Source organism: Blautia massiliensis (ex Liu et al. 2021) (assembly GCF_052064225.1).
GTDB lineage: Bacteria > Bacillota > Clostridia > Lachnospirales > Lachnospiraceae > Blautia_A > Blautia_A fusiformis.
The window spans coordinates 60,329-81,880 of the sequence record NZ_JBQHWA010000005.1; the positions used below are offsets into that span (position 1 = coordinate 60,329).

The window sequence follows — 21,552 nt, forward strand, 5'->3', positions numbered from 1 at the left end:
TCCTTACCTTACTTCATAAATCTGTCGATCGCTTTTTCCAGTTCCTTGATAGCATCCCTGTCTCCATGCTCCACTGCATCCACGATGCAGTGTTCTATATGATCCTGCAGTATGATCTTGCCTGTATTATTGATCGCAGATTTTACGGCTGACAGCTGGATCAGCACTTCGCTGCAGTCACGTCCTTCCTCCACCATACGCTTAATGGATTCCATATGCCCGATGGCCCTGGAAAGTCTGTTGAGTACGGCCTTGGTCTGTGCGTGGCTGTGATGATGAGGATGTGTGCCATCGTGAGTATGCACATGTTCCTGTTCCCCGTGGGTATGTTCAAGAACGGTTCCATCCTCGAGAACGTGCACATGTGTTTCTTTCATGTGTATTTCCTCCTTCAGATCTCCGTGAAAGAACAGCGCTGCCGGATCATAGATGTCTGAATGTCAAAAATGATGGTTCCGTCTTCCAGTACTGTCTTCTCGTAGGAGACATCCTTCCCCTGAAATTTCTGTTTCACATACGCTTCCGGATCTGCAATCTCCACTTCTTCCACAAATACATCACGCATCTGATTTCTCGGACATTTGTTAAAAATTTCCCAGATTACTTCATACTCTTTCATCTGTGCCTGTTCCTTTCTTAGTCATCTTATCCATTATAATAATTTTATGTTTTTTTGTCAAAAATAATTGCACTCACGCAAATATTGTCGTATGATACATATTAAAAATATTACTGCTCTGTCCGTGGGCAGTAAACATATATTAATGTGATAAATCAAAGGAGATAAATTTCATGCAGCTTTTAAAAGACAGAATTCTGACAGACGGCGTAGTAAAAGAAGGAAATATTTTAAAAGTGGACAGCTTCCTGAATCATCAGATGGATATTGACCTGATCAACGAGGTTGGCAAAGAATTCAAGAAACGTTTTGACCACTGTCCAATCACCAAGATCCTTACCATCGAGGCTTCCGGTATCGGTATTGCCTGTATTGCGGCACAGTATTTCCATGTACCGGTTGTATTTGCCAAGAAAGCACAGAGTGTGAACCTTGACGGCGAGATGTACACCACCAAGGTAGAGTCTTTCACCCACAAGAAAGTTTACGATGTGATCCTTTCCAAGAAATTTCTCGGACCGGAAGATCACGTACTCCTGATCGATGATTTTCTTGCCAATGGCTGTGCACTTCTCGGTCTGATCGACATCGTTAAGAAATCCGGCGCAACTCTTGAAGGAGCCGGAATCGTTATCGAAAAAGGCTTCCAGTCCGGCGGACAGACCATCCGTGACATGGGTATCCATCTGGAATCCCTTGCTATCATTGATTCCATTGCTGATGGCAAACTTACTTTCCGTGAATAAGATTTATCATAAAAAATACTTCTGGAAACTTATATACATTGTTTCCGGGAGTATTTTTATTTTTATCACAGCCAGATCATGATATCATTTCTGATCTATGCATCTGCACCCTTTTCCGCTTTCTCTGAAGGTGTCGGAGTTACTGTTTCCTCCGGTGTCGGTGTTCCGGAAATTTCCGTTTCTTCCTTTTCCGATGAAGCCGATGCAGCTTCCGGTGTATTTTCATCTATATCCGGTTCTTCCATCACCGTAGCTTCCGATGTCACTGTCGGCGTTGGTGTGGCAGTTGCCTCCGGCATGATCTCTTTCTCTTCATAATATCCGTCATCCACAAGCATCTGATAATTATCTGCATCGATCAGCTGGATATCACTGGTCACAGTTCCCACGATCTTGGTCCCGTTGTCATACTGCTCATAATCGGAGATCTCCGGCTTCTCCCCTTTCAGAAGAGCATCCACCATCGTCACACAGTCATTTGCCAGTACACGGTTATCAAACAGCAGATCATCCTCAATCTTTCCCTGGATCGCAGCGGTCACTGCTTCTGCCTCACAGCCGCCTCCTGTGATCATAGGCCAGTCATCCTCTCCAGACACATGTCCTGCATCCTCCAGGGCATCCACAGCCCCAAGTGCAAGGTCGTCAGCACCTGTGCAGATAATATCCGGCGCACCCTCTGTATAATTCTGAGAAAGGATCTCCGCCATATCATTCTTTGCGGTGTTTCTTCCGGAACGCATCACTGCAGTATCATCAAAGGTCAGCTTTCCTGAAGTACATACCAGTGTTCCGTCGTCGAAATATTCCTGAAGCTTCTCCATCACGCCATTATAAAAAAACAGTGCGTCACGATCATCCGGAGAGCCCATAAGGAACTCAATGGTCAGAGTTTTCTTTTCTTCCCGGGCTTTCTCCAGATCCATTTTTTTTATGATGGAATCTCCCACCATTTTTCCGGCTTTTCTTGTATTAAAGGTAACATAATAGTTGACCTTATCTGTATCCATGATCAGCTGATCGTAAGAAATCACAGGGATAGATTTCTCATACACCTGCTCCAGCACATCGTTCAGGCTGTAAGCATCTGAAGGTGCGATGACAAGTGCAGAAAGCTCTTCATCGTCCAGAATGGACTGGATCTGTGATACCTGCGTATCACTGTCTTCATCTGCCCAAAATATCTCTGCATCATATCCATCATCTTCCAGTGTATTCTGAAGAGTTTCTCCATCAGCAGACCAACGGGGATCATCTGCTGATGAAGGCAGAAACACACCTACTTTCTTATCTGCTGCCGCAGTTTCTTTTGCTTCTTCTTTTTCTTCTTCCTCTGCATCATTGCTGTTTTTGGCTTTTCCCTCCGGGTCTTCAGACTCCACACTTTCATTGGCTGCCTCTGTCGCCTCTTTGTTTTTTCCACAGCCGGAAAAGGCTGCTGTAAAGACAAAAGCTCCCACAAGCAGGATTGCTGTTTTTTTCTTCATGATCAAATCTCTCCTATAAGCCTTTATAGTCCTTTGCCAGTGATTTCAGATAGTCTCTGTAGGCGGCTGCAGATTTCTTGGGTTTCAGGATACGTACACTGCCGCCCATCCCGGTCAGCCAGCCGTAGAATTTTCCATTTTCCGGAAGCTCTGCAGTTACCGTCAGATCTCCGCTATCTTTCATCTTATATTCTGCATCTGTGCCGAAAAAGTCACGCACCTCCGCCTGTACAGCTCCGGTACAGAGAAGTTTTATTTCTTTTTTTATGGTTCCGGCTGAAGCCTCAAGAAGCTTCCGGTACCCTGTCACAGAGGTCTCATGAATATCTTTAGTTTCATGAATCTCCTTAGCTTCCGCAGTCAGCCCGGATTCTTCAGACGGCTGTTCCTCTCCGGCACTCTCACCGGCAAGATAATACCCACCCGGCCGTTCTCTTGTATAACGGATATCCATTCCAAAAGAACGTAATACCTCCACATCATCATAAATGCTCTTTCGCTCTGCACGGATTCCCTGTTTCTCAAGATTCTCAAGGATCTTCTGCATAGATATTACCCGATGCTCCCCTGTTTCCCGCAGCATTTTTTCAAGGTACAGGATCTTCGCCTTCTGATTGTTTGATTTTGCCATACTGCCCTCTTATCCTTCGTTTTTTACAAAGCGATGGAAAATATAGGAGTTTGCCTCCTGTTCCTCGCTGTCGTCCAGTTTCTCAAGTTCGATCTTTTTACCGTATTTCTTTTCCAGTGCACGGCTGATCAGAAGATCTGCAAGCTGCGGATTCTTGGGAAGAAGCGGTCCGTGAAGATACGTACCGATCACATTTTTGTATACAACCCCTTCCTCACCGGATTGTCCGTCATTTCCGTATCCTGACAGAACCTTTCCCAGGGATCTGTTGTTTCCGATGGTGGTACGCCCTCCATGATTTTCAAAACCTACGATGGGCATATCAAAAAGATCGCTCTGCATCACAATGTTTCCAATAAGGCGGCCTTTTCCCTGCTCAGTGCTCATATCTACAAGCTTCAGACCCTCGATCATTCCCTGATCCGTCTTATAATAATTTCCAAGGAGCTGATACCCTCCACAGATTGCGATCACAACTCCATTGTCTTCCACATACGCCTTGAAATCCTTCTGGATTTCCTTCAGCTTTTCACATACCAGCATCTGTTCTCTGTCGGAGCCACCGCCAAGAAGTACGATATCCAGTTTGGAAAAATCGATTCTGTCATCCAGTTCATAAGCTATGGTTTCTGCCTCGATTCCTCTCCAGAGACAGCGCTTCATCAGACACTGGATATTTCCTCTGTCACCGTAAAGGTTCAGAAGATCCGGATATAAATGCCCTATCGTTATCTTCATTTCTCACCCTCCAGTTTCTTCAGGATATTTCTGGTGCCAAACAGCGCCGTATAATTTACAAGTACATAAAGATTGCCGCATCCATCCCCGATTCGTTTGCGGATGGCTGTCTCCACATCATTTTCCAGCATGGACGGGATATCCACATATTTCAGACGGAGGCGCATATCCTGACACCGGATACCACTGACTGTGATGGAATTGATATTGTCACCTCCGAAAAGATCAAAATCCACATCCCAGAGCCAGGAGATATCTTTTCCATCCTGTGCATTATCATTGATCACAATGATGATATCCTTTGGTGATCCGTCCTGCATCACAGCTGAAATGTTCTGGTTAAAACCGGCCGGATTCTTGGCAAGATTCAGAACAACACTGGTGCCCTTGATCCGAAACTGTTCATTGCGTCCGTTTTCCGGATTAAACTTCCGGAGCATCTCATTAAAATGCTCCGCCTTAAAGCCTGCGGTACGAATTCCCGCATAGGCAGCCAGAATATTATACACATTATAGAATCCCTTATAATTGGCCACGATCCGTTTATCCTCCACTGTAAAGGCAATCTGATCATCCACCTTCACATCTGTGGCATCAAAGTCGATCTCCGGACGTTTAAAGCCGCATTTCGGACATCTGTAGTCTCCCAGCTGACTGTAATGATAGAAGCTGTAGATCAGCCTTTCTCCACAGCACTTACAGAACCGGCCCTCACGGATCTCGTTTGTTTTGTTCTCGATCACCGGTTTGCTGATCCCGTAGGTTACAAAAGGATTTCCGCAGTCCATGGCAAGATATGCAGACAGTGCATCATCACCATTGACAATAACCTTCATATCCGGAACCTTTTTCATCATTTCTTCCAGGATATTCATAGTGATATCGATCTCGCCATAACGGTCCAGCTGATCACGGAACAGATTGGTCATAACCATATAATCCGGTCTGATCCTTGTGAACACATGTCTTGTGGATGCCTCATCCACCTCGATACAGGCATAATCCGCATCCAGTTTTCCGCTGAATTTTGCCCCCAATACAAAGGCTGCCACAACTCCGTTGAGCATGTTGGAACCGGTATGATTGCAGATGACCTTTTTTCCCTCTGCCTCAAGGCCTGCGCACAGCATGTTATTGGTTGTGGTCTTTCCGTTGGTTCCGCATACTACAAATATTTTTTCTCTTACCTGAGAAGAAAGCTCTTCCAGGATATCCGGACAGATCTTCATCGCGACCTTACCGGCCCAGGTCACACCCTGCCGGCCCATAAGCTTACAGACATGTCCTGTGATCTTTGCTGCCATCACAGCAATGGTTGTTCTTATTTTCATAATCTTCTGATTCCTTTATTTTTATTTCTCTTACCACAGATCTTCCGCTGTCAGGAAATCGGTACAGATTCCTTCTGCTCCCTGCGAAATGTATCTTCTGGCCTGGTCACGGTCATTGACCGTATAAACATACAGACTGATCCCGTTTTTTTCAAAGATCTTCTCCGTTTCTTCTGACCAATACTCCCAGTATACTGTTGCTGCCGGAATTCCCTTTTCTTTACAGAAGGATGCAATATACTCCAGCTCTTCCACAGAATACTCCTGCCACAGTGAATATACATAGGAAGGAAAAGAATAGAGCATGGCCGTTCCGGGAAACATTGCTTCATTGTAGATTTCCGGAATGATCCGATCCAGCGTCTCACCGGCACCTGCATTCCTGGCGATTTCCACATAATCACTGTAATCCTCCAGTGTTCTCTGATAATTGCGAAGAGAATACTGTTTGGAATCGATCAGCACATATGCATCCGGATAATCTTTCAGAAGAAGGAAAAAATCCTCCAGTGTCATGGGGGTGTATTTCCCATATATTTTACTTTGTCTGAATTCCTTTTCTGTAAGGACTTTTTTTCCGTTGCCATCCCACTGTCCCATGGAATCGTTCCAGTTATGCCTGCAGACCCATACTCCATCGGATGTCCTGGAAAGATCCAATTCAAAAAGACGAACTCCCTGTTCATACATGAACAGAAATCCCTCTCTGGAATTCAGGTAATCCTTTCCGTCCATACCTCCCAGAGCATGTGCAATGGTCCTGTAGTCCTTCCAGCTAAATCCTCCTGATGTATTCCGGGCAGCTTCTGTTTCCGGAAAACTTCCTCCCAGAAGAAAAAGCGATACAAACAGTATTTCCAATGTCAGTATAAAACGTCGCATCATCTCAGGCAACAAAAAAATGCACAAGACGTAAAGGAAAACATTTCCTCGCTGCTTTCCTTTTTATCTTCTGCAAATTTATCATATCCGGGAACCTGTCCCAAACCATTCCTATATTGTTTCTGTCCGGTAATACCAAAAGTCCCACCGACCATGTTTATCATCCTTTCGCATACGTGTAGTCGTATTTCATACATTACCGATTGTACGCTAAAAAAGGATAATAATCAAGTTAATCCTCTTCTTCCTCGTCATATTCCTGCTGAAGCCTCAGATATTCATCATATTTCTCGTGTGCATTCCGATTATAGGATCGGGAGATCGGTATTACATGCTCTCCGATATGGAAGCTGTCATTTTCAGCTCCTGTGACCCGTTCCATATTTACTATAAAGCTCTGATGACACCGCAAAAATGTACCGTCGTCAAGCTGTTTTTCGAAGTCTTTCAGCTTACCTCTGCACTGGAGTATGCTTCCGTCTGTCCTATGGAAATTCACGATATGCAGACTGCTGGTAATATAGCTAACCTGACTGTAGCGTAAAGTATACACACGGGCACGATACTGAAAATGGATCACCCGCTCATCATTCCCGTCGCTGAGTCGCTTCTTCAGTGGTTCCATTACATATTCCAAAGTTTCTTCGGTCACAGGTTTCAGTAAATAGTTATATGCAAACAGGTCAAAAGCATTTCTGTAATATTCATCGCTTCTACTCATAAAAAGCACTGCCACTGACATTTCTTTTTCACGTATCTTCCTTATTGTTTCCAGTCCGTCTACTTTCTTTGAATCAATGTTCACAAAGATTGCATCATAAGGTTTCCTTTTCTTTTCCAATTCTTCCAATAAAAGCTCGCCGCTTTTAAATATCCGAATTTCTGACCCTGGAACGATCCGCTCAAGCTGTTTGTGAAGTTTTCTCGCATCCGCCTGCATATCATCACAAATGGCAATGGTCATCATCGTCATATTTATGTATCCCCTTTTACTCCATCATTGTTACTTTTGTTCTATATATTATACCATGATTTGTTATTCAAATTATGATATCTTAATGTAATTTATGGTCGAAAACCCACCATTTATGCATTTTTTCGAGTTTTTTGGAATATTAAAAAAGGACATCTGCATTTCTGCAAATGTCCTTTAAATCGGTCAGAAGTAAATTATACAAGCTCGATAAGAACTTCCATTGCTGCATCGCCTTTACGCTGTCCGATCTTAACGATTCTTGTGTAACCACCGTTACGATCTGCGTATTTCGGAGCGATCTCGCTGAACATCTTGTCAACCATGTCAACTTCTTTTGTATTTTTCTTTCTGCCAGCGCCCTTAGCAGGAACCTCTGTTACAGGATAGAAAACTTTCATCATCTCACGACGTGCATGAAGTCTGGAAGGAGCATCTTTCTTGATCTCTTTCTGAACTTCATCGTAAACTGTTTTCTTTTTGCCGTCTACGACTTCTTTTACACGTTTTCCGTCAGCATCTTTACGAGCAACCTTAGCTGTTACTGTAACTGTCTCGAAATTGTCTTTCTCACGTACAGCCATAGCGATAAGTCCCTCAGCGATCTTACGGATCTCTTTAGCCTTAGCTTCTGTTGTCACGATCTTTCCGTGATGAAGAAGGTTTGTAACCTGATTTCTGAGAAGTGCTTTTCTCTGGTTAGATGTTCTGCTTAATTTTCTATATTTTGCCATTTTATTATCCTCCATCTGTGGGACACCAGGACATGCTTGTTCGGTCTTACTGTCCTGCTGCTGACACCCCACTCATTACTCTGTTTCCGGATTATTCCTCTGTAGGCTGGAGCTGAAGTCCCAGCTCTTTGAGTTTTGCAAGTACTTCCTCTAAGGATTTGCGGCCCAGATTACGAACCTTCATCATATCGTCAGAAGTCTTGTTGCATAATTCTTCAACCGTATTGATACCGGCTCTCTTAAGGCAGTTGTAGGAACGAACAGAGAGCTCAAGCTCATCAATGCTCATCTCAAGAACCTTTTCCTTCTCATTGTCTTCTTTCTCGATCATAACCTCTGCGGTCTTAGCATTCTCGGAAAGATCAATGAACAGGTTTAAATGCTCGCTGAGAACCTTCGCTGCAAGGCTGACTGCCTCATCCGGATCAAGTGTTCCATTGGTATATACATCCAGTGTAAGCTTGTCAAAGTCAGTTACCTGACCAACTCGTGTATTCTCTACGATCATGTTGACTCTGTCTACCGGTGTGTAGATCGCATCCACTGCGATCATACCGATCGGCATGTCATCGGTTTTGCCTTTGTCTGCACTGATATAGCCACGTCCCTTGGTAATGGTAAGCTCCATGGCCAGTCTGCAGTCTTTTCCACCGTTCAGGGTTGCGATCACCTGATCCGGGTTCATGATCTCAATATCCTGATCTGCCTGGATATCAGCTGCTGTAACAACACCTTTGCCCTCACACTCAATGTATGCGGTCTTCGGCTCATTATCACTGCTGTGATTCTTAATGGCAAGAGATTTCAGATTCATGATGATTTCGGTCACATCTTCCTTCACGCCCGGAATGGAGCTGAATTCATGAAGTACACCATCGATCTTCACCTGGCTTACTGCAGCTCCCGGAAGGGAGGACAGCATAATTCTTCTTAAAGAATTGCCAAGGGTAGTACCATAACCTCTTTCCAGAGGCTCTACAACGAATCTTCCAAACTTCTTATCTTCGGATATTTCGGTAATTTCGATTTTTGGTTTATTGAAATCAAACACTATAAGGTTCCCTCCTTCTGGGTTAATCAACATTCGAGGGTATTACCAATTTTTATAACTGTAGGCACAGTAAACAGTTACTAATTATTTAGAATACAGCTCGACGATAAGCATCTCGTTTACAGGAACATCGATCTGCTCTCTTGTAGGAAGCTCTTTAACTACACCCTTCAGGTTCTCCTGATCAACGTCGATCCACTCCGGAACAAGTCTTCCGCCAGTGATCTCAAGGATTCCTTTATATCTCTCAGAGCCTTTGCTCTTCTCTCTGATCTCAATTGTGTCTCCTGCTTTGCACAGGTAGGACGGAATGTTTACACATTTTCCGTTAACAAGTACGTGCTTGTGATCTACGATCTGACGAGCCTCTCTTCTTGTTCTGGCAAATCCCATACGGAAAACGATGTTGTCAAGTCTGCTCTCAAGCATAACCATAAGGTTCTCACCTGTCTGGCCCTGCATTCTGTCGGCTTTCTTGTAGTAGTTACGGAAAGGTTTCTCAAGAACTCCGTAGATAAATTTTGCTTTCTGTTTCTCTTTTAACTGAAGACCATACTCAGACACCTTGCGGTTTGCACGTTTTAACTGTCTTGTGGACTTCTTATCAATTCCTAAGTAAATCGGATCCAGGCCAAGGGATCTGCATCTTTTCAGAACAGGTACTCTATTTACTGCCATTTCAACTACCTCCTAATTAGACTCTTCTGCGTTTTGGTGGACGGCATCCGTTGTGAGGAACCGGAGTTACGTCACGAATGCTGGTTACTTCAAGTCCGCATGCCTGAAGCGCACGGATTGCAGCTTCACGGCCTGAGCCCGGGCCTTTTACCATAACGTCTACTGTTTTTAATCCATGAATTAAAGCAGCCTTTGTTGCAGTCTCTGCTGCCATCTGTGCTGCATAAGGGGTAGATTTCCTTGAACCTTTAAATCCAAGACCACCGGCACTTGCCCATGAAAGAGCGTTTCCTTCGTTATCTGTCAGTGTGACGATTGTATTGTTGAAGGAAGACTGAATGTGTGCCTGTCCGTGTTCAACGTTTTTCTTGACACGACGTTTTGTCGTTTTCTTTGTAACTTTTGCCATTTTAAAACTAACCTACACTTTCCTTTTATTGAAATTAATTAGTTATATCTATAAATTATTTCTTCTTGTTTGCAACAGTTCTCTTCGGTCCCTTGCGAGTTCTCGCATTTGTCTTAGTCTTCTGACCACGAACCGGGAGTCCTTTACGATGACGGATACCTCTGTAGCATCCAATCTCCTGCAGTCTCTTGATGTTAAGGGCGATTTCCCTTCTCAGATCACCTTCTACTGTCATTGTCTCATCAATAACAGCGCTCAGTCTCTTAACCTCGTCATCAGTCAGATCTCTGACACGTGTGTCAGGATTAACCTCTGCTTTAGCAAGAATTTTGTCTGCGCTTGGTCTACCAATTCCATAAATGTAGGTAAGACCGATTTCAATACGTTTCTCTCTTGGTAAGTCTACACCAGCTATACGAGCCATGTACTGTTTCCTCCATTTTCTGTTTCTGAAAGTTCCGCATATCGTATGTCACTTGCTCTCGCAAGGTGAAATGGGACATATCGACCTGCCGCTTTCTTTTCTAGTTTCCTAATTGGGGTGCCTCGGTAAAACACCCAGCTGTAATTGGCGAATCACAGCCTTTCCGAAATTGCGGATCTTAACCGCTGTTGCCTCTCGGTATTAGGCAATACATGCTTATTATCTGTTCAGTAGAACAACCCTGCCGGGTGTTTCATACCGCAGCCGCACGTTTCACAAACATTCCAAAGAAGTTCCGATATGGGAATCAACCCTGACGCTGTTTGTGCTTCGGGTTCTCACAGATGATTCTGATGGATCCCTTTCTCTTAATGACCTTGCACTTCTCGCAGATCGGCTTTACAGATGATCTTACTTTCACTGGAAATCCTCCTTCCGTAAATTAGTCTCATATCTGCAGTTTCACAGGCGCACTCATACACAGTATTTGCGCGCTTGAAATATATACTAACACCTGTTTTCCTGAAATGCAAGAAAAAATTTAAAAAATTTTTGATTTTTTTTACAGGCTGTATTATAATGGGTGGCAAAGTCCGGCAGACATATGGAATCTGCCTATTTTAATGAAAGGAATCTTTACATATGCATACGGAAATGAAATATCGTTTTCTGATACATTACACCTTATCTTTTATCGGTGGATACCTGGGGCTTTATGCCATTGTGTCAAGAGCTGATCTCTTCGGCAATGCCCAGACAGCCAATCTTCTTGGTGTTGTGCGGGATCTCATAGGCAGGGATTTTTCGGATATGCTTCTGCGTGTGGGTGCGCTTCTCATATATATGGCTGCTGTTATCCTTACGGTCTGGATCCCAGAGCATTTTTCCGCAGATCTTCGTTTTATCAGTATCGGGATCGATATCTTTGCGATCCTGCTCCTGGGATTCTTTCCTTCCGGAATGTCTCCGGTTGTGGCTCTTTACCCCGTGTTCTTTGCAATGCCTTTCCAGTGGTGTACCTTCAAGGCTCCCGGCGGATATAACAGCTCCACGATCTTTTCCACCAACAACCTTCGCCAGTTCACCACAGCTGTCACTCAGTTCCTTATGAAAAAGGACAGCGCACAGTGCGATAAAGCAAAATTCTACGGAATGACGCTGCTTTCTTTTCATACAGGTGCAGCTTTGTCTCTGATCCTGTATATGACCTGCGGTCTTTCAGGCGTATGGCTCTGTCTGGTTCCTGCCTTCTATGCTGTATGGCTGATCAGTGCAGACCGGAATACCGTAGCCGATACACCGGCAGTTACCCGAAGCACAGCTTCTGACGGCAGCAGCTTCAGAAATCTTTCCTGTAAGAAAAAAGAGGCCTGACTTTATTTTAGCTTTGATAAAATAAGAGGAAATGTGATCTGTTTTTACACTGTCACATTTCCTTTTTTTGTTTACGCGTAAGCCCCTCTGACGCTTACAGCTTATATGCGTTCGAAATCCAGTATTATGATTTTGAATGGCCGCAAATTGATTTCATCTATATTTCTCATACTATCCTCATAACATATCAATATGCTCTGTAACTTGTTTAAACATTTCACGGTATTTACATTGCACTTACCGGGAAAATCTTTTATAATTATTCCAGAAATCATAAATCCTGCTATATATTTTTGACCGAACATGAATGGAGAATTGAAATGCCCAAAAGTATTTACGAAGATATCTATAAAGATCTGAAAATGAAAATAGAGGACAACACCTTTGCCTATCAGGAGCTTCTGCCTTCCGAAAACACTCTGATCCAGACTTACGGCTGCTCCCGCAATACTCTGCGACGTGCGGTCAGTCTTCTTGTCAGTGACGGCTATGTACAGACCATGCAGGGAAAAGGTGTCCGCAATATCTACCGTCCAAACGAGAAGACTGCTTTCACCATCGGAGAGATCGAAACCTTCAAGGAATCTGCTGCAAGGAACGGTCAGAATGCCCATACGGAGGTGGCTCTTTTTACAGAGCTTTGTATCAGCAAAAATCAGTCAGCTTACACAGGATTTCCCGCTGGTGCAGAAGTATATTATATTCAGCGTATCCATTATCTTGAAGATATCCCGCTGATCATCAACCATAATTATTTTCTGAAGGAATCCGTTCCCGGCCTTACTGCCGAGATTGCCAGTCATTCTATCTATGAATATCTGGAACAGGTGCTTCATATGTCCATTGTCAACAGCAAACGTATCATGACTATGGAAAAGGTTACAGAAATTGATGAAAAATATCTTCATCTGAATGTAAAGGATTATAACTGCGTGGCTGTGGTGTCCAGCCAGACTTATAACAGTGACGGTGTGATGTTTGAGTATACCCAGTCACGGCACAGACCGGATCATTTTCGATTTTATGATAATGCCCTGCGCCGATGAGCCCGGCTCATAACTGCTTCGCAGCTATACGGTTATGAGCAGGTGACAAATGTGGCTCACAAATATCCGCCTGGATCTGTATAGATACCTGGATCTGTATAGATGCTGCAGTTTCCTATTTTCCAAAATTATGTTATACTGAAACGATCAACGGAGAGAGGAAATTTTATTTTTATGAAAAAACGAGAATCTTTTAACAGCCGCTGGGGGTTCATTCTGGCCTGCATCGGGTCTGCGGTTGGAATGGGAAATATCTGGATGTTTCCCACCAGAGTTTCCCTGTATGGCGGGGGATCGTTCCTGATCCCGTATTTTATTTTTGTGGCACTGATCGGCTTTACCGGGGTGATCGGTGAGATGAGCTTTGGCCGCGGGACACGTTCCGGGCCCATTGACGCCTTCGGCATGGCCTGCGAAACCAAATGCAGACGAAGGCTGGGCGAAACACTGGGCTGGATACCGGTGATCGGTGCACTGGCCATGGCTATCGGTTATACGGTTGTTATGGGATGGATCTTCCGATATATGCTCGGAACCTTTACAGGATCTACCCTGGCACCGGCAGATATTGAGTCCTTTGGCGCCAAATTCGGAGGCATGGCCTCTGCCTGGGGAAATAATCTCTGGCAGCTGGCTGCTCTTGTGATCTGCATGTTTATCCTGATGTACGGCGTTGGAAGCGGCATCGAAAAGGCCAATAAAGTGATGATGCCTATCTTCTTTATACTGTTTGTGATCCTTGGCATCTATGTTGCCTTTCAGCCGGGAGCTGCTGCCGGATACCGCTATATCTTCCGCGTGGAGCCGGAAGTTCTGGCAAAGCCTTCCACCTGGATCTTCGCACTTGGACAGGCATTTTTCTCCCTGTCTGTTGCAGGCAACGGTACACTGATCTACGGATCTTATCTTCCGGACAGCGAAGATATCCCTGCATCTGCTGCAAGGGTAGCACTTTTTGATACTCTGGCTGCTATGCTGGCAGCACTTGTTATCATTCCGGCCATGGCTACCACAGGTGCCAAGCTTGACCAGGGCGGTCCCGGACTTCTGTTCATCTACCTGCCACACCTGATCAAAACCATGCCTGGCGGACGGATCATTGCCATCATCTTTTTCGTAGCTGTGTTCCTTGCAGGCATGACCTCGCTTATGAACCTTTATGAAGCTCCTATTGCCACAGTTCAGGAAAAAACAGGTCTTGGCCGGATCCCTTCCTGCATGGTGATCTCAGTGATCGGCGTTGTGGTTTCGCTTCTTATCCAGGGCATTGTTTCTGACTGGATGGATGTACTTTCCATCTATATCTGTCCTCTCGGCGCAGGACTTGCAGGGATCATGTTCTTTTGGATCTTCGGCCGAAGCTATGTGGAAAGCCAGGTCAACAAAGGCCGCGAGAAACCATTCACGAAATATTTTTATCCGGTGTGTAAATATCTTTATATTCCGGTATGCTTTCTGGTGCTAATCCTTGGTGTTGTGCTGGGCGGGATCGGATAAATTTTTTTCATCTGTGTACAGCAAAAAAACCTGTGTGTTTTCTTTAAGAGAAAGCACACAGGTTTTTCTTTATATTTTATAAATCATTCATTCACCTTTAGCCTTTTACAGCTCCGACCGTCATTCCTTTGATAAAATATTTCTGCAGTGACATAAACAGAACTGCGATCGGAAGAACCGAAATGACGATTGCTGCCATTGCAGTAGTATAATCACTGCTCTGTGCCGAAAACAGGGACTGGATCGCCACAGTCAGGGTTTTCAACTGTTTTTTGCTCACATAAAGGCTGGCAAGAAGATAATCATTCCAGATCTGAAAAGACTGCATGATGACTAGCGTTGCCATCGCCGGTTTCAGAAGCGGAAGCACGATCTTAAAGTATGTCTGAAAAACAGAACACCCGTCAATTCTGGCTGATTCCTCCAGTTCCAGAGGAACCGTACTCATAAAGCTAGTCATCAGAAAAACTCCAAAAGACAGTCCTGTGGCGACATACATCAATATGATCCCATATCTCGTATTAGTAAGATGCATTTTGTAACCGATCGTATAGATTGGCAGAAACAGCGCCTGATACGGGATCAGGATTCCCACAATAAAATATACATACGCAAATTTGAAAAACTTTCTGTGGCATCTTGCGATCGCCCATGCTGTTGTTCCACACAATACAGCAAGGATCAGGACACTGATTCCTGTGTAAACAAACGTGTTGATAAACGTTGCTTTCATATTCAGCTTATCGAAAGCCTTGATATAGTTTTCCAGGTTCAGTGACTTCGGAAGGGACAGCGGGCTTTCCAGGTACAGTTCTTTCTTTGTTTTGAAGGAATAATTCAAAATAATAAAGATCGGCGCAAGATAAATAATTGCACATAAAGTCATAATAACCTGTACGATAGCTGTTGTTTTGGTATAAGGCTGTTTTGCTGTCTCATCTTTTTCTTTTTTTCTTAAGCCTGCCATTATGCCTGTACCTCCTTTTTACGCAATCCTTTTACCTGGATCAGAGCCACAAGTAAAAGAGCAAATACAAGTGTGACTGTCATTGCAGAGCCGTAACCATACTGTCTTCCATTGATGGCTGTTGTATATGTTTTATAAATAACAGATGTGGAAGCTCTTCCCGGTCCTCCTTTTGTGGATGTTACCAGAAGATCATATACCTTCAGAGAACCTGTTGTGATTCCAACTACGCAGATCGTGATGGCAGGAGCAAGCATCGGAATCGTAACATTGAAAAATCTGTGGATCGCATTTGCGCCGTCTACTTTTGCAGCTTCATAAAGTTCTGCTGGTACGGACTGAAGTCCTGCAAGATAGATCAGCATCCAATATCCTACCCACTGCCAGTTATTTGCAATGAGAAGCCCTCCAAGAACCGTATCCGGGCTTCCAAACAGCATGAAATTAAAATTGGTTCCCAGCCAGTCATTGATAGCAGGAAGCACGTTGGAGAACATTTTCAGCCATACAAAACCTACAACTACCGCACTGATCAGACATGGAATAAAAAATGCCGCACGATACATTTTCTGTGCACGGATCCCGCTGTCCAGCGCAACTGCAAAAAGAAGTGCCAGAATGTTCTGGATCACAGTATTTCCAATAGTAAATTTGATGGTAAACCACCAGGCATCCAGAAAGTCTTTATCTTTAAAAAGTTTTATGTAATTCTGGATCCCCACAAAAGTTTTCTCCGGAGTCATTCCATCCCAGTCTGTCAGAGAATACCGGAAAGAAAGAATCAGTGGAATAATCAGACCTATTGTAAAAATGATCATTCCCGGAAGTACCAGAACCAGATACTGCCTGACCATACGCTTTTCAATACTTGAAGAATTCTTGTTTTTTTTCATAATATCGCTCCATTCTGCCGCCATTTTATGCTCACGAAAGTTTACAAAAGGGGAGGGATCTATACCCTCCCCTTTACATCTGTTTTAACTTTTTATTCTGCACTTGCACTGCTTGCATCAACTCTTCCATCTGCCGCTTTGAGACAGTCTTCAAAGGACTCTTCACCCTGAAGCCATGCAGCAATATCTTTTGCATTTTCTTCCTGGAAGCCGCCCCATACGAGCTGATTGTTTCCAAGAGTTACATCCACAATATTATTATCTGCCGCATACTGGTCGATATCTTTCTGGATCGGGTTATTGAATGTCGGTGATACATCTTTCAGCATGGAAGACGTCTTTGTATAGTCAAGAATCTCAACTGCCAGATCTTTATCCGATGTCATAACATCCAGGAATGCATCTACTGCTTCCTGATGCTCTGTCTTTGCACTTGTCATAATGGTGATATTCGGCTCAAAGATCAGTTTGGAATCGCCGGTCTGATTCGGGAACGGGAAAATACCAAAGTCAAAGTTCTCGTCAATATCCAGGAAGTTCTGGATAGACCAGGAACCGGAAACCTTCATCGCTGCTTCTCCAAGAACCATTTTTGCATCACAGTCTGTTTGCTCTGTGGAGAATGTATCCTTGAATGTATTGTCATAGATCAGTTTGTTGTAGTTATAAGCATTCTGCATATCTTTGTCATCGGAGAAGCTTACCTCGCCGGCACGGAATTTGTCACCCCAGTCAGGAGTTTTATTAAATACATCGTTCATTGCAAACTGCATGGTCACATTTCCGATAGACCAGGTATCTACCATGTGGCTTGCAAAAGGTGTGATTCCCTTTTCATTACAGTCATCAATGATCGCCTGCAGATCATCCAGAGTCTTCGGAACTTCCCATCCGTTTTCCTCAAACATGGTGCGGTTGTAGTAAACACCCTGGTACAGTGCGTTGAAAACCATTCCGTAAGCTTTTCCATCAATGGATACGTTTTCTCTTACCGCATCCAGTCCACGGTCCAGATATTTGGAATCAATCTCGCCAAGAACACCCTGTGGCGCGTAAGTTGCCACATCCTGTGCTTTTCCGATCATGATATCCGGAAGGCCGGACTGCATATACTGCTGCATCTTCGGCTGGAAATCATTTCCCCAGTCTACACATTCCCACTCCAGCGTTACATTCGGATATTTTTCTGCCATCGCCTCATCGATCATATCCTCAATACCGGCATCTGTATTGGACTGTCCTGCTAGAATTGTAAGTGTTACCGGCTCCTCCTCTGCTGCCGCATTGCACATAACTGCACTCCCACTCATGGTTCCGATCAATACACTTGCTGCGATCACCACGCTCATTGCTTTTCTTTTCATTCTTTCTTCCTCCTTTTTCGTGTTTCTTCTCGTCCTTCATTTGATGAATCCATTATAGCCGAGTCACAGCCTTGTGCATTAGTAATTATTTGAAAAAATAAGTTGTCATTATTTTAAAATTTCCGATTCATTCAATGAATTCCTGTACTCTCTTGGACTCATCCCTTTTACTTTTTTAAACACCTTATTGAAATACGTGTAATCGTCATATCCTACCATGAATGCGATCTCTGTCAAGTTTCGGTCAGATTTTTTCATATATTCAATGGCCTTATTCATACGTTTCTCACAAAGATATACCATGAGATTTTTCCCTGTTTCTTTTCGGAACATTCTGGAAAAATAGGAGCTTTCCACATGGAACATTCCTGACAGGGATGTGAGTGTGATATTATCCTGAAAATGTTCCTCCACATATTCTGCTGCTTCTTGTATGCAATTCCGTATGGAATCATTCGTTTCCAAAGACTTCTCATTCATGCAGTCCTCTATAATCTCAGTCATAACCTCACAGACCTTCTCCGTATTCATTGTTCCGATAGCTCCATCTGCCATTTCCCTCAGTTCCTGCATATCCTGAATCTGTTTTTTTCTCTGCTTCCGAAGATACTCTTCCTGTATGATATTGATAAAACGCATCACTGTCTGCCGTACCTCCAGGTATGTCCATCTGTTTTCTTCTGCCCTGCCAAGACCGATCTCCTGAAAAATAAGCCTCTTCATACCCTGCTGGTCATTATTTTTCATACAGTTATGGATTTCTCTTATATGTGTCTCTGAAATCCTGCTTTGAATCTGTGCATCTTCTTTTGCCGGCTCTTTTCCGGTTTTTATGACTACACTTTTCTTTCCGAAGCTTCTGAGCATCATACATGAAATATCCTGTATATATGCTTCTCCTATATTTTCTGTAGAATAATTATGCTCAGATTCCACAACTGTGATCGGGCTCTTTGTTGCGATTGCAAGATCATTAATGATCTTCAGTCCCAGATACTGTACAAGCGCATTTTCTTTCTGCAAAATGATCAGAAATTCATTGGAACGGTAAACATGGTTAAAGATCACGCCTTCTTTTCCACAGATTTCCTGCAGACGCTTCTTCACAGAAAAAGAAAGAAGATTGATATCATATCCATACAACTGCATCAACTCCCCCAGATCATGGATTTTTATCAGGATCAGGCATGCACCTGCAAACTGCATATGAGTTGTCCGTACCATATTCATGTTTCTGGAAGTTACTCTGGTATCCAGAAGCTGGGAATACTCACGGTCCTGAATAAAGGATGATGCCCGCAGAAGATCCAACTTCTGTTTCTTCTCCGATTCCTGCTTTTCCTGTCTATCCGCCAGAATTTCCAAAGCTTTGGACAATGCGTTTACAAGGTCTATTTTATTGACTGGCTTCATAAGATAATTAATGGCGCCGGACATAAAGGATTCCTTTACATAATCAAAATCATCATATCCGCTGATCACAAATGTCAGCAGATGCGGCTGTACCTCTTTAATTTTTTTCAGCAGTTCCACTCCGTTCAGATAAGGCATATTGATGTCTGTAATAAGAATATCCGGCTTTTCTTCCCCGATTCTTTTTAACACCTCTTCTCCATCTGCCGCCGGTTCCAGAAATTCCAGCGAATACTTTTCCCAGTCTATGATCCGCCTGATCTTTTCTCTTGTCCAGTATTCATCATCTGCAAACAATACTTTATATTTTCTGCTCTTCAAAATAATTTCCCCCCTGCTTTTTTCTCGGAACAGTGAGTATCACCCTGGTTCCCTTTCCCGGAGTGCTCTCAATCTTTACCCCGTACTGTTCTCCAAACAAAAGCCTCATTCTTTTATGAATATTCAGAATTCCAATGGAATCTCTTTTATCTCCCTGGTCCGGGCTTTCCTCAAACAACTCCCTGATCCGTTCTTCGGACATTCCCACTCCATTATCCTCGACGGTAATAACCAGATTCTGTTCTTCCGGACAAGCACATATGTAAATTTTTTTCTCACCTTTGTAATTTTTCAGTCCATGATTGATGGCATTCTCCACCAGTGGCTGTATGGAGATACGTGGCAGTTCATCGTTCAGGATCGTGTCATTGATATCAAATGTATACTGGATCTGATTCTGCATCCGGATATTCATAATATAAATATAATTTTTCAGATGAACCATTTCCTGGGACACCGTGGAAAACGGCTTTTTCATATTGAGGCTGTAGCGGAAAAGCTCTGCCAACGACTGACACAGCGCACTGACCTGGTCACATCCGTCTATCTCGGCAATGCTTCCCATAGTATCCAACGTATTATAAAGAAAGTGTGGATTGATCTGTGCCTGTAAAGCCTGATACTGCGCATGGTTCAGAAGCAGTTTGTTTTCATATTCTCTTGCGATCAAGCCCTCGATCTGGTCCAACATATTGTTAAAACTTTTTCCCAGTTCTCCTGCCTCGTCCTCTTTCAGGTTTTCCATACGCAAATGCGTTTCTCCTGCCTGTATCCGCTTAACGGTTTTTGTCATATCCTCCAGTGGTCTGCTTAAGCTTTTGCTGACAAAATAAAAGGAAATACTGGTCACTGCCAACATGATTATTGTGATCAGAAGAAGATTCTGGTTCAGAACTTTCTCATTTTTTGCAAGTAATTCTTTCGGCATGATGGAAAATGCCCCCAGATTATAATCTTCCTGATATACGGAAAAAAGTTCTCTGTCATTGATTCGGATATCCTGTGCGGACTCTTCTTTTTTCCGGATCATATCTGACAATTTCTTATAACTGGATCTGCAGTCATCTTCCAGCTTTCCGCAGGATAACACAGGCCGGCCTCCCTGCGGTTGGATCCAGATGAACATTTCATCATCAACATTATATTTGCTGATGATTTTTTTCAGTGCTTTGCTGTCTACATCGCACACAATGTAACCACATTTTGCATTTATGGTTACATACTGATAGATTTTCAGCATAAAACGGACGATATCTTTTTCCCGGTAAGGATTATAATAGCTTGTGACCAACATCCCGGTATCATCAGATTCAAAATAGTCCCTTACCTTCTGCGCATTATTTTCGATACTGGTATCGTATATATCCTTGGGATAATTATGTTTTGGCGTTTTTGCTCTCTGATAGTTGCTGATCAGCTGATGGTCTGTATCATACAGATACATGGATACTACCCAGCTGGAACTGTCAAAATTCTGTGTGGCCATATTGAAGGTCAGCCGATTATATTTTGTTCGCATGGTATCAATATCTGTCTTTCTTTTCAGGTCTGAAAGCAGTTCTTTTTCATTGTAGATATCGATCATTCCATTCTCTATATTTTTTATAAATGTATGCAGATCATCCTGCATATTCTGCATGGAATGGTAACTGTCATTTTTCGCCTGATTATAGATCAGCTGTGAAGAAGTGTTCTGAAACAGCAGTGTCTGGAGAAATAATCCTGTCAATGTACATCCCAGACACAGGATCAGTATCTTTAACCGTATTCCTTTTTTGTGCAGCATGGACATGCCCTCCGAAAATGTTTTTTATTTATACCAATACTGTCATTTATTATAGCAAATCCACCTGCCCTTCCCCTAGATATTCTTGTAAAAAAATACTAGTATTTTTTTGTGTTTTTCATTTTCAGACAGAAAAAAGCACTTTATACAGATATTCGTCTGTATAAAACGCTTTTCCTGTTTATTTT

At 43.3% G+C, this 21,552-nt stretch carries 23 protein-coding genes; 4 read left to right on the top strand and 19 right to left on the bottom strand.

From position 1 onward, the window contains the following. Positions 1-8 precede the first annotated feature (8 nt). Together ACTNDQ_RS02900 and ACTNDQ_RS02905 are read right to left on the bottom strand one after the other, a co-directional pair. Positions 9-377, bottom strand: coding sequence for a metal-sensing transcriptional repressor (locus ACTNDQ_RS02900; protein ID WP_015526957.1), 369 nt, complete (start codon positions 375-377; stop codon positions 9-11). A 14-nt stretch (positions 378-391) separates the two neighbouring features. Next, positions 392-619, bottom strand: a complete 228-nt coding sequence (locus ACTNDQ_RS02905) for a hypothetical protein (RefSeq protein WP_015526956.1) — start codon at positions 617-619, stop codon at positions 392-394. 173 nt (positions 620-792) lie between these two features. Between ACTNDQ_RS02905 and ACTNDQ_RS02910 the strand changes: the two genes are divergently transcribed. Then, complete coding sequence (locus tag ACTNDQ_RS02910) at positions 793-1,365, top strand: xanthine phosphoribosyltransferase (protein WP_015526955.1); 573 nt, start codon at positions 793-795, stop codon at positions 1,363-1,365. 95 nt (positions 1,366-1,460) lie between these two features. Here ACTNDQ_RS02910 and ACTNDQ_RS02915 read toward each other — a convergent pair whose 3' ends face one another. From ACTNDQ_RS02915 to rpmJ, 12 genes are all read right to left on the bottom strand, one after another. Then, positions 1,461-2,852 (bottom strand): substrate-binding domain-containing protein, encoded by a 1,392-nt coding sequence (locus ACTNDQ_RS02915; protein ID WP_441063641.1) that lies wholly within the window; start codon positions 2,850-2,852, stop codon positions 1,461-1,463. 13 nt (positions 2,853-2,865) lie between these two features. Further along, positions 2,866-3,483 (bottom strand): WYL domain-containing protein, encoded by a 618-nt coding sequence (locus ACTNDQ_RS02920; RefSeq protein WP_279199336.1) that lies wholly within the window; start codon positions 3,481-3,483, stop codon positions 2,866-2,868. A gap of 9 nt (positions 3,484-3,492) precedes the next feature. Further along, positions 3,493-4,221 (bottom strand): type 1 glutamine amidotransferase, encoded by a 729-nt coding sequence (locus ACTNDQ_RS02925; protein ID WP_015526951.1) that lies wholly within the window; start codon positions 4,219-4,221, stop codon positions 3,493-3,495. Further along, the gene (locus ACTNDQ_RS02930) at positions 4,218-5,552 is read right to left on the bottom strand and encodes a MurT ligase domain-containing protein (RefSeq protein ID WP_015526950.1); all 1,335 of its coding nucleotides are present in this window, start codon (positions 5,550-5,552) and stop codon (positions 4,218-4,220) included. The genes ACTNDQ_RS02925 and ACTNDQ_RS02930 overlap by 4 nt, the downstream gene beginning before the upstream one ends. Positions 5,553-5,582: 30 nt before the next feature. Then, positions 5,583-6,287 (bottom strand): phosphatidylinositol-specific phospholipase C/glycerophosphodiester phosphodiesterase family protein, encoded by a 705-nt coding sequence (locus ACTNDQ_RS02935; RefSeq protein WP_227588377.1) that lies wholly within the window; start codon positions 6,285-6,287, stop codon positions 5,583-5,585. A 379-nt stretch (positions 6,288-6,666) separates the two neighbouring features. Further along, complete coding sequence (locus ACTNDQ_RS02940; protein WP_278796104.1) at positions 6,667-7,407, bottom strand: LytR/AlgR family response regulator transcription factor; 741 nt, start codon at positions 7,405-7,407, stop codon at positions 6,667-6,669. A 197-nt stretch (positions 7,408-7,604) separates the two neighbouring features. Beyond that, positions 7,605-8,141, bottom strand: coding sequence for a bL17 family ribosomal protein (locus ACTNDQ_RS02945; RefSeq protein WP_021976084.1), 537 nt, complete (start codon positions 8,139-8,141; stop codon positions 7,605-7,607). A 91-nt stretch (positions 8,142-8,232) separates the two neighbouring features. After that, the gene (locus tag ACTNDQ_RS02950) at positions 8,233-9,192 is read right to left on the bottom strand and encodes a DNA-directed RNA polymerase subunit alpha (protein WP_059085345.1); all 960 of its coding nucleotides are present in this window, start codon (positions 9,190-9,192) and stop codon (positions 8,233-8,235) included. A gap of 84 nt (positions 9,193-9,276) precedes the next feature. Continuing rightward, on the bottom strand, positions 9,277-9,870 hold the full coding sequence (gene rpsD / locus ACTNDQ_RS02955; protein WP_015526943.1) for a 30S ribosomal protein S4: 594 nt from the start codon (positions 9,868-9,870) through the stop codon (positions 9,277-9,279). A 16-nt stretch (positions 9,871-9,886) separates the two neighbouring features. Then, complete coding sequence (gene rpsK / locus ACTNDQ_RS02960) at positions 9,887-10,279, bottom strand: 30S ribosomal protein S11 (RefSeq protein ID WP_015526942.1); 393 nt, start codon at positions 10,277-10,279, stop codon at positions 9,887-9,889. 55 nt (positions 10,280-10,334) lie between these two features. Further along, entirely contained in the window at positions 10,335-10,703 is a 369-nt protein-coding gene (rpsM, locus tag ACTNDQ_RS02965) for a 30S ribosomal protein S13 (RefSeq protein WP_008707282.1), read from the bottom strand. Between the two features lie 307 nt (positions 10,704-11,010). Beyond that, positions 11,011-11,124 (bottom strand): 50S ribosomal protein L36, encoded by a 114-nt coding sequence (gene rpmJ, locus ACTNDQ_RS02970; protein ID WP_003022746.1) that lies wholly within the window; start codon positions 11,122-11,124, stop codon positions 11,011-11,013. A gap of 221 nt (positions 11,125-11,345) precedes the next feature. Here rpmJ and ACTNDQ_RS02975 point away from each other — a divergent pair, with 221 nt between their 5' ends. The 3 genes from ACTNDQ_RS02975 to ACTNDQ_RS02985 all read left to right on the top strand — a co-directional run bounded on the left by ACTNDQ_RS02975 (position 11,346) and on the right by ACTNDQ_RS02985 (position 14,620). Then, positions 11,346-12,077: a YoaK family protein gene (locus tag ACTNDQ_RS02975; protein ID WP_279199333.1), complete on the top strand. Its 732-nt coding sequence runs from the start codon at positions 11,346-11,348 to the stop codon at positions 12,075-12,077. Between the two features lie 320 nt (positions 12,078-12,397). Next, positions 12,398-13,123 carry a UTRA domain-containing protein gene (locus tag ACTNDQ_RS02980; protein ID WP_441063649.1) on the top strand — a complete coding sequence of 242 codons (726 nt, stop codon included), beginning with the start codon at positions 12,398-12,400 and terminating at the stop codon, positions 13,121-13,123. A 174-nt stretch (positions 13,124-13,297) separates the two neighbouring features. Next, a complete protein-coding gene (locus ACTNDQ_RS02985; protein WP_441063651.1) occupies positions 13,298-14,620 on the top strand; it encodes a sodium-dependent transporter in 1,323 nt (440 codons plus the stop codon). A 97-nt stretch (positions 14,621-14,717) separates the two neighbouring features. Here ACTNDQ_RS02985 and ACTNDQ_RS02990 read toward each other — a convergent pair whose 3' ends face one another. The 5 genes from ACTNDQ_RS02990 to ACTNDQ_RS03010 all read right to left on the bottom strand — a co-directional run bounded on the left by ACTNDQ_RS02990 (position 14,718) and on the right by ACTNDQ_RS03010 (position 21,364). After that, positions 14,718-15,587, bottom strand: coding sequence for a carbohydrate ABC transporter permease (locus ACTNDQ_RS02990; RefSeq protein WP_441063653.1), 870 nt, complete (start codon positions 15,585-15,587; stop codon positions 14,718-14,720). Beyond that, entirely contained in the window at positions 15,587-16,480 is an 894-nt protein-coding gene (locus ACTNDQ_RS02995) for a carbohydrate ABC transporter permease (RefSeq protein ID WP_441063655.1), read from the bottom strand. The genes ACTNDQ_RS02990 and ACTNDQ_RS02995 overlap by 1 nt, the downstream gene beginning before the upstream one ends. A gap of 92 nt (positions 16,481-16,572) precedes the next feature. Then, positions 16,573-17,844 carry an ABC transporter substrate-binding protein gene (locus tag ACTNDQ_RS03000; protein WP_441063657.1) on the bottom strand — a complete coding sequence of 424 codons (1,272 nt, stop codon included), beginning with the start codon at positions 17,842-17,844 and terminating at the stop codon, positions 16,573-16,575. A gap of 108 nt (positions 17,845-17,952) precedes the next feature. Beyond that, on the bottom strand, positions 17,953-19,578 hold the full coding sequence (locus tag ACTNDQ_RS03005; protein WP_441063659.1) for a response regulator transcription factor: 1,626 nt from the start codon (positions 19,576-19,578) through the stop codon (positions 17,953-17,955). Next, positions 19,559-21,364, bottom strand: coding sequence for a histidine kinase (locus ACTNDQ_RS03010; RefSeq protein WP_441063661.1), 1,806 nt, complete (start codon positions 21,362-21,364; stop codon positions 19,559-19,561). Before ACTNDQ_RS03010 ends, ACTNDQ_RS03005 begins: the two co-directional genes overlap by 20 nt. Between the last annotated feature and the right edge of the window lie 188 nt (positions 21,365-21,552).